The 12,731-nt window shown below is 57.0% G+C and carries 10 protein-coding genes; 4 read left to right on the forward strand and 6 right to left on the reverse strand.

Annotated elements, in window-relative coordinates:
* Positions 1-449: 449 nt before the first annotated feature.
* Both NW849_RS06445 and NW849_RS06450 read right to left on the reverse strand, forming a co-directional pair.
* Positions 450-941, reverse strand: coding sequence for a phycobilisome linker polypeptide (locus NW849_RS06445; RefSeq protein WP_414356682.1), 492 nt, complete (start codon positions 939-941; stop codon positions 450-452).
* Between the two features lie 118 nt (positions 942-1,059).
* Positions 1,060-2,787 (reverse strand): Ppx/GppA phosphatase family protein, encoded by a 1,728-nt coding sequence (locus NW849_RS06450; RefSeq protein ID WP_414356684.1) that lies wholly within the window; start codon positions 2,785-2,787, stop codon positions 1,060-1,062.
* A 188-nt stretch (positions 2,788-2,975) separates the two neighbouring features.
* Between NW849_RS06450 and thrS the strand changes: the two genes are divergently transcribed.
* The 4 genes from thrS (at position 2,976) to NW849_RS06470 (ending at position 8,595) form a co-directional block, all read left to right on the forward strand.
* A complete protein-coding gene (gene thrS, locus NW849_RS06455; protein ID WP_414356686.1) occupies positions 2,976-4,787 on the forward strand; it encodes a threonine--tRNA ligase in 1,812 nt (603 codons plus the stop codon).
* A 424-nt stretch (positions 4,788-5,211) separates the two neighbouring features.
* Complete coding sequence (gene fmdA / locus NW849_RS06460; RefSeq protein ID WP_414356687.1) at positions 5,212-6,417, forward strand: formamidase; 1,206 nt, start codon at positions 5,212-5,214, stop codon at positions 6,415-6,417.
* Positions 6,418-6,457: 40 nt separating this feature from the next.
* On the forward strand, positions 6,458-6,733 hold the full coding sequence (locus NW849_RS06465) for an FmdB family zinc ribbon protein (RefSeq protein WP_041438561.1): 276 nt from the start codon (positions 6,458-6,460) through the stop codon (positions 6,731-6,733).
* Positions 6,734-7,047: 314 nt separating this feature from the next.
* Positions 7,048-8,595: an ABC transporter ATP-binding protein gene (locus NW849_RS06470; protein WP_414356688.1), complete on the forward strand. Its 1,548-nt coding sequence runs from the start codon at positions 7,048-7,050 to the stop codon at positions 8,593-8,595.
* On the opposite strand, the gene malQ is transcribed toward NW849_RS06470, so the two are convergent.
* The 4 genes from malQ to NW849_RS06490 all read right to left on the reverse strand — a co-directional run bounded on the left by malQ (position 8,592) and on the right by NW849_RS06490 (position 12,635).
* Entirely contained in the window at positions 8,592-10,193 is a 1,602-nt protein-coding gene (malQ, locus tag NW849_RS06475; protein ID WP_414356690.1) for a 4-alpha-glucanotransferase, read from the reverse strand. The two genes, NW849_RS06470 and malQ, sit on opposite strands and share 4 nt — an antisense overlap.
* 146 nt (positions 10,194-10,339) lie before the next feature.
* Positions 10,340-11,212 (reverse strand): polysaccharide deacetylase family protein, encoded by an 873-nt coding sequence (locus NW849_RS06480; RefSeq protein ID WP_414356692.1) that lies wholly within the window; start codon positions 11,210-11,212, stop codon positions 10,340-10,342.
* A 46-nt stretch (positions 11,213-11,258) separates the two neighbouring features.
* On the reverse strand, positions 11,259-11,894 hold the full coding sequence (gene pyrE / locus NW849_RS06485; protein WP_414356694.1) for an orotate phosphoribosyltransferase: 636 nt from the start codon (positions 11,892-11,894) through the stop codon (positions 11,259-11,261).
* A 195-nt stretch (positions 11,895-12,089) separates the two neighbouring features.
* Positions 12,090-12,635: a GTP-binding protein gene (locus NW849_RS06490; protein WP_414356695.1), complete on the reverse strand. Its 546-nt coding sequence runs from the start codon at positions 12,633-12,635 to the stop codon at positions 12,090-12,092.
* Positions 12,636-12,731 lie beyond the last annotated feature (96 nt).

The following is a 12,731-nucleotide window of genomic DNA, read 5'->3' on the forward strand; positions in this document are numbered from 1 at the left end:
GAGACTTGGCCAGCGGACGTCGAGAGGAAGAGGAAAAGCTTTGTCGTGGAGTGGGCAAGGGGTACGGCTGGGATCCCTTTGTTGACCCAGAGCCTGAGTAGCCTTGGGGTATCGACCCTCCCAAGCGCGTTGGATGTCGTCGAGATGTCATGACCTCACTCCCCACTTTCAATCATGTCGATGGCGCTCAAGTAGTTCAGCCCTCACCGGAACGCCTTTTCTCAGCAGAAAGCCACCCCCAGCACAGAGGGGAAAGGCAGCCTTCTGGACAACGGCAAAACCAATGACAGCCTACCACCCCATTCTTAAGTTAGGGGTATGGGAGCAGCCGCTGCCTACCCAAAAACTGCAGGGATCCCTTATGCTCTCCAAGCAAGAGAGTTTTGGTTGGGAGAGTTTGAATCGGCGGCTTTGGCAAAAGAACCCAGCGTCTCTCAGAAAGCCACCGGCTACTCAAGGTTGCTTAACAGATTGGATTCAGCAATGCCGATGATTTTGCCTCCCATTTGGGTAATCCGCTTCACTTCTTGGGAAAGGCGGCTGAAGGGCACTTTGTACTCGACAACGCTTCTGCGCACGCCTCCTCCCACAAGGCCGGATACCTTGATGGTGAAGATTTTATCGCTATTCGGCAGCCCTCCTTCTGAGCTGCTGGCCTGAGCGACCTCTGGTTCTGGGGCCGATGCCGCTTGAGGCGCGGTAGCAGCGCTCTCCCGCTCTAGGAGCAGCCTCCAACTGCGGGGATAGGCGGGGGCCAGACGATAGACCACTTTGTAGGACCCGGTCGCGTGGTCATCCTCGGACTCCACCTTCACCACAGTTCCAGCCGGAATATCCAGCTTGGCCCCCTTGGACATGACTTTAATTCCCGGCCAATTGGTGGGCGTATCCGTCAGTAGCTCGACCTCAAAGGCTTGATCCCCCAACAACAACTTGGCCATCTCAACAACTCCGTTTTGCTCAGCATTCAGTGGCGGGAGAGCCGCCCACAACCACAGCTTCATCGTCAAACATTCTACCGTTGCCAGGTGCCCACCAGAAACCTCCTGCGGGCAGGGGCTAAACTGCTGCCTCAAAAGGATTTGAGCTGCGCTCGATCTGAGTGGACAATTTGGGGATCACCTGCAGCTTGAACTGCTGTTCGAAGACTTTTTTCTTCTCGTTCAAGCTCCACAGCTCCAAGGCGCAGTCATCATTGGGATGCCTGGGATCCAAAATCAGCTCCATCTGCCGAGAGCCTTCTCCCAAGAGCTGAAAACGGCAGTGCAGCGCTTGGATGGCTTGCAGACGGCGGCGATCCAGGGCACAAGCCATGCGCAGCAAGGGGCTCAGTTCCAAGACGATTTGGCGATCCCGTTCGTCGGTGAGGCGCTGAAAGTTTTCGTGCTTCTTCTTGGGAGGCGATTTGCGGTGGTAGCGGGCCAAGTTGGCGATCACTTCCACCTCTTCTTCATTGAAGCCCAACAGTTCCCCATGGCGAATCAGGTAGTAGGAGTGTTTGTGGTGGGCGGCATGGCTGATAAAGTGGCCGCAGTTGTGCAGCATGGCCGCTGACCAGAGGAGGGCCCGCTCGCGGGATCCCCAACCATGCAACAGGCCGCGGGTCTGGTCGAAGAGGCTGAGGGCAAATTCGGCCACCCGTTCGGCATAGGGCAGCTCCACCTGATATTTTTCCGCCAGCTTGAGCACACTGCGCCGCCGCACCGAGCTGTGGTAGCGCAGCCGATCCTCAATCAAGCCTTGGCCGATCATCCAATCCACGATCAGCCCTTCCCGCAAAGCCCGTTCGCAAAATTGAACCCGCTCTACCCCCAGCAGGCTCATCACTTCCTCTAGGATCAGGGCGCCGGCCAGGATGATCTCCCCCCGTCTTTCCCCTAGGCCGGGAAGTTTTTGCCGTTCGGCCACCGTCAGGGATCGCAGCTCTTTGATGTAGCCGCGCAAGGCTTCCAAGCTGAACTCATACCCCTGCAGGCGACTGGGGGGAGCGCCCAAACGACGGCGGGCATCCCACTGGGCCAGGCTCTCGACGGTGCCAGAGGTGCCCACCAAAGGCAGGGATCCCTGTTGTTGTGAAGATGCGACGATCCGTTTCATCTGCTCAATGGGGGATTCCAGCATGCCGCGGATGTGCTGGCGCAGGGCTTGCAGTTCGCCAGAAGTGGGCGGATCGTGGTGCAAAAAAGCCTGGGTTAGACGCACAGCTCCCACCTTGATGCTGCGCAGAAACTCCGGCTCTTGGCCATTGCCCAAGATCAGCTCTGTGGAGCCACCGCCGATATCCACCACCGCGTGCATCCGGTTGTGGAACTCCATCGCCGAGAGCACTCCCAGATAAATGCGGCGGGCCTCTTCCTGCCCCGAGATCAACTCCACCCGCAGGCCCAGCTCCCGTTCAATCCGCTTCAAAAACTCCGGCCCATTGGGGGCCTCGCGCACAGCACTGGTGGCCACCGCAACAATGGAATGCACCTGAAAGCTCTCGGCAATGCGGCAAAATCGTTCCAGGGCCACTCGGGCCCGCTCCATGGCTGCAGGGGTCAGGGCACCCGTCTGGTTGCAGTATTCCCCCAGCCGCACGGTGGCTTTTTCGCGGGAGATGATGGTGAAGCTGGGGATACGGGGATTGATGCGCACCACCACCATGTGGAGAGAGTTGCTGCCCACATCGATGGCGGCCAGAACGGGGGCAGCCCAAGATTCAGGACGAGAAGCCGGGCCGGTTTCGGAAACTGGGGGAGCAGAGGCGACAGGGCATTCCGTGAAGTCGGTGCGCGAAGAGATCATGGCTCGGGTGTGGGGGTCAACCCCTTTAGGATACTGTGTACTTTCCCCCCTTGTTCCGGGCCCAGTTGTCAGGTTTGCGATTGACTCGGCAAACAGGGGAATGGACTCAGCTTGGGATCCCTGCCGCTCTCGCCCCAGCCTAAGATAGGGACACAGTATTTGATTTGTTTGTTTCAAAGTAGGTTCCGATGTCTCAGCCAGCCGAATCACCTCAGAAGGCCAACAGCACCCTCAAACTGCTGCGCACTCACGAGTCTCCCCAACTGGAGCGCATCCGCCACACCACTTCCCATGTCCTGGCTATGGCGGTGCAAAAGCTGTTTCCCAAGGCCCAGGTGACCATCGGCCCCACCACCGACTACGGCTTCTATTACGATTTTGACCATCCCGAACCCTTTACGCCTGAGGATCTCGACCGCATCAAAAAAGAGATGCAGGCGATCATCAAAAAAGGTTTGCCGGTGATCCGCGAGGAGGTGAGCCGGGAAGAAGCCAGGCGCAGAATCGAAGCCCTCGGCGAACCCTATAAGCTGGAGATCTTGGACAGCATTCCCGAAGGAGAGGTCATCAGCATTTATCACTTGGGGGATGAATGGTGGGATCTCTGTGCTGGCCCCCACGTGGAAAACACCCGAGATCTCAACCCCAGAGCCTTTGATTTGCTCAGTGTGGCCGGCGCTTATTGGCGGGGGGATGAAACCAAGCCGCAGCTCCAACGCATCTACGGCACCGCCTGGGAGACCCCAGAGGAGCTGAAAGAATACAAACGGCGGCTGGAAGAAGCCAAACGGCGGGATCACCGCAAGCTGGGCAAAGAACTGGGCCTATTTTTGTTTTCGGATGAGGTGGGGCCGGGGCTGCCTCTCTGGACACCCAAGGGCACCATTCTGCGCTCGGTGCTGGAGGATTTTCTCAAGCAGGAGCAGCTCAAGCGGGGCTACCTGCCGGTGGTTACCCCTCATATTGCCCGTGTGGACTTGTTCAAGATCTCCGGCCACTGGCAAAAGTATCGGGAAGATATGTTTCCCATGATGTCGGAGAATGAGCAGGCGCGTGCGGCTGAACAGGGCTTTGTCATGAAGCCGATGAATTGTCCTTTTCACATCCAAATCTACAAATCCGAGCTGAGATCCTACCGCGATTTGCCCCTACGATATGCCGAGTTCGGCACCGTTTATCGCTACGAGCAATCGGGGGAATTGGGAGGTCTGACGCGAGTGCGTGGCTTCACGGTGGACGATGCCCATTTGTTTGTTCGCCCCGATCAATTGGAGGAGGAGTTTCTCAAGGTTGTCGATCTCATTTTGGTGGTTTTCGATAAGCTCAAGCTCAAGGATTTTCGCGCCCGCCTCAGCTTCCGGGATCCCAAGTCGGACAAATATCTGGGATCCCCCGAAGATTGGGACAAAGCCGAAAATGCCATCCGTCGCGCTGTGGAGAAGTTGTCGATGCCCCACTTTGAAGGGATCGGAGAGGCAGCCTTCTATGGGCCGAAGCTGGATTTTATTTTCCGCGACGCGCTGGATCGGGAGTGGCAACTGGGCACGGTTCAGGTGGACTACCAAAACCCACAGCGCTTTGATCTGCAATACGTAGCTGAGGATGGATCCCGGCAGCGTCCGGTGATGATTCACCGTGCTCCCTTTGGCTCGCTGGAACGACTCATCGGCATTCTCATCGAAGAATACGCTGGGGATTTTCCCTTCTGGCTGGCCCCGGAACAGGTGCGTATTTTGCCCATTTCCGATCAGTATTTGGGCTATGCCACCCAAGTGCGGGATCAACTGCGGGAACATGGGATCCGCGTTCACATCGATGCCGACAGCGATCGTTTGCCCAAAAAAATCCGCAATGCCGAGAAGGCCCGGATCCCTTTTATGTTGATCGTGGGGGAACAGGAACAAGCGGCAGGAACGGTGAGCGTGCGCCAGCGCCATGGACAGGAGCTGGGATCCCTGACGGTGGCAGATTTCCTAGCCCAGCTACAGGCACTTGACTAGCTTGGGCATTCGGGATCCCTGGCTTGCGGCAACTGGGTTTTCAGAACTTGGAGCTCAAGAAAGAGCTTGAGTTTCCCTTTCTCAAGGGAAGCCAAGGGGGCTAATTGAAAAATCAGGATTTGGCCGACAACCCACCATGTTCTCTAGGGATTTTCTGGAGAGGATCCTGCAACGCTTTAGGAGCTGACGGCTAAATCGATCTGTCGCCGAATGGATTGGCCGTTACTTTGGTGAATTGATTGATAGTTACTTTGAATTGCAGTGAAATAGCCTGTCGATCTAAGCTCCTCATCTCCCGCTCTGCGATTGTAGATAACAGCACTATGAATTGTAGCTTTTACTACAGTATTAGCTTCTCTATTGGAGATAGGCTTTTGTGCATTCAAAGTCTGACCGCAGAGTGATGACTCAAGGATAGGATCCCATGCCCAAAACGCTGTTTAAAGTTGACCTGACTAAGCCAATGGATCAACAGGATCTACCGGGTCACAACCGCTGGCATCCTGATATTCCCGCTGTGGTTTCTGTAAACCCTGGCGAGGTATTCCGAATTGAGTGTAAAGACTGGACGGATGGGCAAATCAAAAACAACGATGATCCTTCCGACATTGAGCAGGTTGACCTAAGCGTTGTCCATGTTTTGAGTGGGCCTATTTGGGTTAACGGCGCCCAGCCTGGAGATATCCTGGTTGTCGATCTGTTAGACATTGGGCCACTGCCGGGAGACGAGTGGGGGTTTACAGGTATTTTTGCCAAAGAAAATGGAGGGGGATTCCTCACCGATCATTTTCCCAACGCGGCCAAAGCCATCTGGGATTTTCAAGGCATTTACACCACTTCCAGACACATTCCCCATGTGCGCTTTGCCGGCATCATTCACCCCGGCCTCATTGGCTGTGCCCCATCTCACGAGTTGCTGGCGGCTTGGAATAAGCGGGAAGCTGAGCTGGTCGCTTCGGCTCCCGATTTGCGCACTTACGGCGCGGGGCTATCCGGCAATCAGCCTGTGCTGGCCGCCTTGCCCAATCCCAAGAACGCAATTTTGGGAACTTTGCCCAAGTCAGAGTATGAGCGGGTTGCTGCTGAAGCGGCTCGGACGGTGCCCCCGCGAGAGCACGGCGGTAATTGCGATATTAAAAACCTGTCTAAAGGAACACGGATCTACTTCCCGGTTTACGTGGAGGGTGCCAAGCTGTCGATGGGAGATATTCACTTCTCGCAAGGGGATGGGGAGATCTCTTTTTGTGGCGCTATTGAGATGTCGGGCTACATCGATCTCCACGTCGATCTAATCAAGGGTGGTGTTGAGAAGTACAGATTGGTTAACCCCATTTTTAAGCCCGGCCCTGTTGAGCCACGTTACTCGGAATACCTTGTGTTTGAGGGCATTTCTGTGGACGAGCTTACAGGTAAGCAGCATTATATGGATGTTCACATTGCCTATCGACGCGCCTGCTTAAATGCCATCGAATATCTGAAAAAATTCGGCTTTACGGGAGAACAAGCTTATCTGCTGCTCAGTTCTGCACCGGTGGAGGGCAGAGTGAGTGGGATCGTCGATATTCCCAATGCTTGCTGTACGGTGGCTGTTCCTACGCAAATCTTCGACATAGATATTCTCCCTAGGTGAATGTTATCCGATGCCTCGTTCAAGGGGGTGGAATAGGAAGATGCCGCTGTATGAGTTTAAGTGTCAAACCTGTGGGGAGTTTGAGGTATGGCGGCCCTTATCTCAATATCGAGATCCGGCCTATTGTCCTTCTTGCAATCAGGAAGGGAAACGTCTCATTTCAGTTCCCATGGTTCAGCTTTCCAGCTCTTTGCCTATTTCAAAGGGGGGAAGAGAACCCAAACTGATCAAGCGTGAACAGCACTCAAATTCTGATCCAAACTCGCCAAAATATCGCTCCCAATCCTGTGGGCGACCTTGGATGTTGCACCATTAGTTATTAGACATAGTTGTTTCAGGCTAGGGTAAGACGCCTGGGCTATTGAAAAAAGCCTTCTGGCCCCGTGCATTATTGCTCCGCAGCGCTATTGCTATGCCTACGGCACCCTGACGGGAACCGCAACGCTGACGCGACGATGCGACGACGTAACGACGTGACCAACGTTTTAGGTGTGGGTGCAGTGTCCCAGTTTGAATCGAAATGACCATAGTGCTTAGAAAAAGAGAGACTCTCACAATACCCCCAGAAATGCTTTCCTCTGGCATGGCAGTTCACAACCTATGCTGGAAAAGGCGTTCAAGAAGCACCTCATGAGTGGGCCTGATCCTTCCTTGGCAGAGGGATCCCATCGCAGCGATATTGCCCTTCGCTTGCAGGGGATCACCAAGCGTTATCCTCTGGTGCTGGCCAACGACCACATCGATCTGGAGGTGCGTTGGGGAGAGATTCTGGCGCTGATGGGGGAGAACGGGGCGGGCAAGTCTACCCTGATGAAGATCGTCTATGGGTTGGTCAGCCCGGACGAGGGATCCATTCAAGTGGATGGGCAACCGGCCAAAATTCACAGTCCCGCCGATGCCATTCGGTTGGGAATTGGGATGGTGCATCAACACTTTATGTTGGTGGATCCCTTGACGGTTACGGAAAACGTGGTTCTTGGGGCCGAACCCGGCCATCTTTTTCAGGTCGATTTCCGTCGGGCCAGGGCTGAGGTGGCTCAGTTGATTGCCGAGATGGGCTTCCATCTGGATCCCGACGCCAGAGTGGAGGATCTGCCGGTAGGCCTACAGCAGCGGGTGGAGATCTTGAAAATGCTCTACCGCAAGGCCCGCATCTTGATTTTGGATGAGCCGACGGCAGTGTTGACTCCGCAGGAGGCAGGCGAGCTGTTTGCGTTTTTGCGCCGCTTTGCCCGGCGGGGGGGAGCTGTCATTTTCATCAGCCACAAGCTGAAGGAGGTAATGCAACTGGCCGACCGCGTCACCGTCATTCGGGATGGCAAGGTGGTGGCGACGTTGCCCACTGCCCAAACCGATGCCCAGGAACTGGCGCGGCTGATGGTGGGGCGGGAAGTCAGTCTGACCGTTGAAAAAAAGGCCGCTACCCCTGGGGAGGTGTTGCTGGATGTGCGAGATCTGTGGGTGGATATACCGGGGCGGAAGCCGGCGGTGGCGGGGGCGAGCTTCCAGGTACGTGCCGGCGAGATTGTGGGCCTTGCCGGTGTGGAGGGAAACGGCCAAACGGAATTGGTGGAGGCGATCACCGGCTTGAGAAGCTACCGCGGCCAAATTCGCTATGGAGCCGGATCCCTGTCTGCTTCGGCCCGACAGGTGCGTTGCTGGGGTCTGAGTCATATCCCCGAAGATCGCAATGTGAGAGGTTTGGTGCTGGATTTCCCCACCCGCGACAACCTGATCCTGGGGGATCACCATCAAAAGCCGTATACCGGCTGGTTGGGATTTTTTCGGGAAGAGGCCATTGACCAACATGCCCGCCAGGTGGTGGAGAGCTTCGACGTTCGCCCCCGCAGCATTTCCCTGACGGCCCGCCGCTATTCTGGGGGCAATGCCCAGAAGATCGTTGTGGGACGGGAGCTTTCCTGTGGATCCAAGGTGCTGGTGGCTGCCCAGCCGACGCGGGGGGTGGATGTGGGGGCCATCGAGGCCATTCATCGCCGCATCCTGCAGGCACGGGATCAGGGCATGGGGGTGCTGCTGGTATCGGCGGATTTGAATGAGGTGATCAGCTTGTCGGATCGCATTTTGGTGATCCATGAGGGCCGCCTGGTAGGAGAACTCAGGCCTGAAGAGGCCACCGAAGAGCGGATCGGGCTGCTGATGGGCGGGATCCAGCATTAGACGAGGCTGGGGGCAGCTTGAGAAGACCCTGCCGCCCGTTCTTGGGCTAGGGCTGCTCGCCGTTGCTCCAACTCTTGAGGAGAGATGCGCCCATAGGTCACGCTCATCTCGGCCAGCCGCTGGATCATGTCCTGCCGCAGCATGTCCTCGCGGTAGCGCCAGGCCCAGTTGTTCTCGGTGGTGCCGGGGAAGTTCATGCGCGCCTCTGCCCCCAAGCCCATCACATCCTGCAGGGGAATGATGGCCAGGTCGGCTACGGAAGAAAGGGCCAAGCGGATCAGATCCCAATGGATGCCCCCGGATCCCTGGCAGCCCAAATAGCGCAGCAGGTTTTGTTTTTCCCACTCCGAGCGCTCCGGGTCATGAAACCAGCCCACCACCGTATTGTTGTCGTGGGTGCCGGTGTAAACGACAAAGTTACGCTCGTAGGCATGGGGCAAATAGGGGTTATCCGGCCCGGAACCAAAAGCAAACAGCAGCACCTTCATGCCGAGCAGGCCGAATTGATCCCGCAGTTGCAACACCTCGGGCGTGATGTCTCCCAGATCTTCGGCAATCACCGGGATTTCCCCCAGCTTGTCGGCCAGGGCCTGAAAGAAATCTGCTCCCGGCCCTTTTTGCCACTCCCCTTCCACAGCCGTTTCTGCATCGCCTGGAATGGCCCAGTAGCTCTCGAAGCCGCGAAAGTGGTCGATGCGCACACAGTCCACCTGCTTGAGGATGGCCTGGATGCGCCGGATCCACCAGTCGTAGCCGCGAGCCTTGAGCACCTCCCAGTTGTAGAGGGGGTTGCCCCAGCGCTGCCCGGTGGGGCTGAAATAGTCCGGCGGCACACCGGCTACTTGTAAAGGCCGTCCCTGTTCATCCAGGTGAAACAGCTCCCGGTTGGCCCACACGTCGGCACTGTTGGGGGCAACATAGATGGGCACATCCCCAATGAGCCGCACTTGATGCCGATGAGCATACTCCCTTAGGGATCCCCACTGCTGGGCAAACAGATACTGCCAAAACATCTGCTCGGTAATGGCATCGGCATAGCGGTCGCGAGCCTCTTGCAGGGCCGGCGGATCCCGTCGCACCAAGGCCGGATCCCATTGGTTCCACTCTTGCTCGCCGTACACATCCTTGAGGGCCATGAACAGGGCATAGTCGGGCAACCAATCGGCTTCGGCAGCACAATAGGCTTGGAAGGCTTCCCAGTCGGCGGCGGACGCTTTTTCTTTGAAGGTTGCCCAGGCGCGGTGCAGCAGGCCCAGCTTGAAGGGGATCACGGTTTCGTAGTCCACCCGCTCGGCAGACCCGGCTTGGATCGTTGGCCATTGGGGCAGGTCCTGCCAACTGTCGGGCTCTAGCCAGCCGGCTTTTACCAACAGCTCCGGGCTGATGAGCAGCGGGTTGCCGGCTATGGAGGAAAAGCTCATGTAGGGGGAGTTGCCCCAGCCGGTAGGTCCCAGAGGCAGCACCTGCCAGAGGCGCTGGCCGCTCTCCACCAGAAAATCCACAAACCGGTAAGCAGCCGGCCCCAGGTCGCCGATGCCAAATGGCCCCGGTAGCGAGGTGGGGTGCAAGAGGATCCCGCTGAGTCTGCCCATGCGCATGGCCAAGCCCTTTTGCTGAAGGTGGCTTCACCGCCTATGCTGTCACTTCCAGAGCCACGATGAACAGCTCCAGACAAGACAAAATCGGCACAAAGCCAAAAGACCCCCTTTTCCGCCCTGGCCAGGGATCCGGAACTGGGATCCTGTCAGGCCATCTCAGGCGCAGGGCAGGCTTGGGCATACCAGTCATAGAGGCCATCACCGGTGGTGAGCCAAGTCTGAGGGCGAGATTGGATGTGCTGCAAGGCTTTTTTCAGGGATCCCATCCGCAGAGGCTGCCCGACAATGAAAGGATGTAGGCCGATGGCCATGACGCGGGGGGAGCGTTCCCCATCTTGCCACAGTTGATCAAACTGGTCGATGAGGGCTTGGGCAAAGGCTTCTGCCGGCAGGCGGGCGCTCAGACAAAGGCTGATGTCGTTGGCCTCTAGAGTGTAGGGGATCCCCAAGAGAGGGCCGGCGGCAGTCTGCAGCCAGTAGGGTTGGTCGTCGTTTACCCAGTCGGTGGTGTAGCGGATCCCGGCAGCCTTGAGCAGGTCAAAGGTGTTCTCGCTAACGGAAAACCCCGGCGTCAGCCAGCCCCAAGGGCGGGATCCCGACACCTTTTCCAAAAGGGACAAACTGCGCTCAATGAGCTCCTGTTCGACGTCACGGGCCAGGCCGCTGTGGCCGGTGGAGTTGTTCCAGCCGTGGGCCAACACCGACCAGCCGTATTGGCGGATCCCTTCAATGATGGGGGGGTAAAGCTGCACCATTTCTGCATTCAAGGCGGCAGTCACCGGGATCCCCAGCTCGGCAAACAGCTCAAACAGGCGCCAAATGCCCACCCGGTTGCCATAGTCCCGCCAGCCATAGTTGGCGATCTCAGGGGAGCTGGTGAGGTGGGGTTGAATGGCCGTGCCCAGCTTGCCAAAAGTGAAGTGCTCGATGTTCATCACCACGTACACAGCCACCCGCGCCTGATCCGGTAAGCTCGGCAGATTTCGGCTGGGTAGAGCTGAGTAGGCAGGTGGCAGCATGATTCCCTCTCCAAGTCATTCCAGGACAGTTAGCCCTTCGTTGGCGTCAGCAGCGTGGAGCACTTTCTTCCAACTTTCTTTCAGAGGCTGAGGCTTGACGACAAGCCCGCACTTCTTCAAGGGTGAACAGGCGACGCAAGGGGATCCCTGCTTCGCGGCAGCGATCTTCTGCCCCTTCCAGCCGATCCACCAAAGCGAGGATCCCTTCCGCCCGGTAGCCGGCTGCCCGCACCCGTTCGACAGCCTTCAAAGCAGAACTGCCGGTGGTCACCACATCTTCCAGGATCCACACCCGACTGCCCGCCGGCAACTCCGGCCCCTCGATCCAGGCTTGCGTGCCGTGCCCCTTGGGCTCTTTGCGCACGATTAGGGCGGCTAGGTTGGCAGGCTCAGCCCTCAGGGAGGCCAAACTCACCGCCGTCACCAGGGGATCTGCCCCCAGCGTCATTCCGGCCACTGCCTCGGTTTCGGGCGGCAACAGTCGGTGCAGCAGGGATCCCACCCAATAAGCTCCTTGGGGGTGAAGGGTAACCGGTTTGCAGTTGATGTAGTAGGGGCTCTTCTGTCCAGAAGTGAGGGTAAAGGAGCCTTCTCGATAGGCCAGTTGGGCGAGGAGATACAACAGTTTCTCCCGCGCTTCTTCTGGGGAAAGGGTCAGGGGAGAGCAGTCAAGAAGCAACACAGCAGGGATCCCCTTGGTTCAATGGCTGGCCAGAAAGAGCACTCAGGACATTTTATTATCCGGCGAATCTCCACAGAATCCAGTCTCCCCTTTTCCGGCTTTGCGGGAGGGATCCCTGTCACGCAAAAGATACGCCTGTCTTGGCTAGGGCCAATGTTGCTGAAGTTCTAGACCGGCGGATACCTGAAAATCTGTTCAAACAACCACCTGGGGCATCATTTGCTCAACCAACAGAAGCAACGTGTTGGCAACAGAAGATGGCTCTTGAGCATTCAAAGTGGTGTGGGGAATCGCGCCATCTTGATTCCCCAAAATTAACAAAATGTCTTCTGGATCCCAGGCATTGGGTTGATCGACGTGGGTGATCCCAATCACGCAGGGGGCACTTGTCCTGGCTTTCATAAAAGATTGAATAGCTTGGGCGTTGCGAAATTGGCCCGGCAAGTGCGCAGGCACCAGAAGAACATAGCCGTGGGCGCGCTTAATTAAAATATCCCACATAAAGTTAAAGCGAGACTGGCCTGGAGTGCCGTAGAGATGCAGCCACATCTCTTCTTCCTCCTCTCCAATTCTCAAGCGGCCGAAGTCCATGCTTACCGTCGTGGTTTTCTTCAGCTCTGCCACCTCGTCCGTTGCTTTGCAATCGGTGTCTACTACCTCAATCTCGCTAATCGTGCGAATAAAGGTAGACTTTCCAGCTCCCACCGGCCCTGTTACAACAATTCGCAAGATATTTCCCATAAACTGGCCTCAGACTAAGCTCTAGCGACAAAGCTGAATAAAACTCGGGGGAGTGCACCGATGTGCCGCACGGGAGGTAAAGCTATCTCCAGGTTG

Origin of the sequence: Synechococcus sp. R55.3 (assembly GCF_047461975.1) — a bacterium.
In the GTDB taxonomy this organism is placed as follows: Bacteria; Cyanobacteriota; Cyanobacteriia; order Thermostichales; family Thermostichaceae; genus Thermostichus.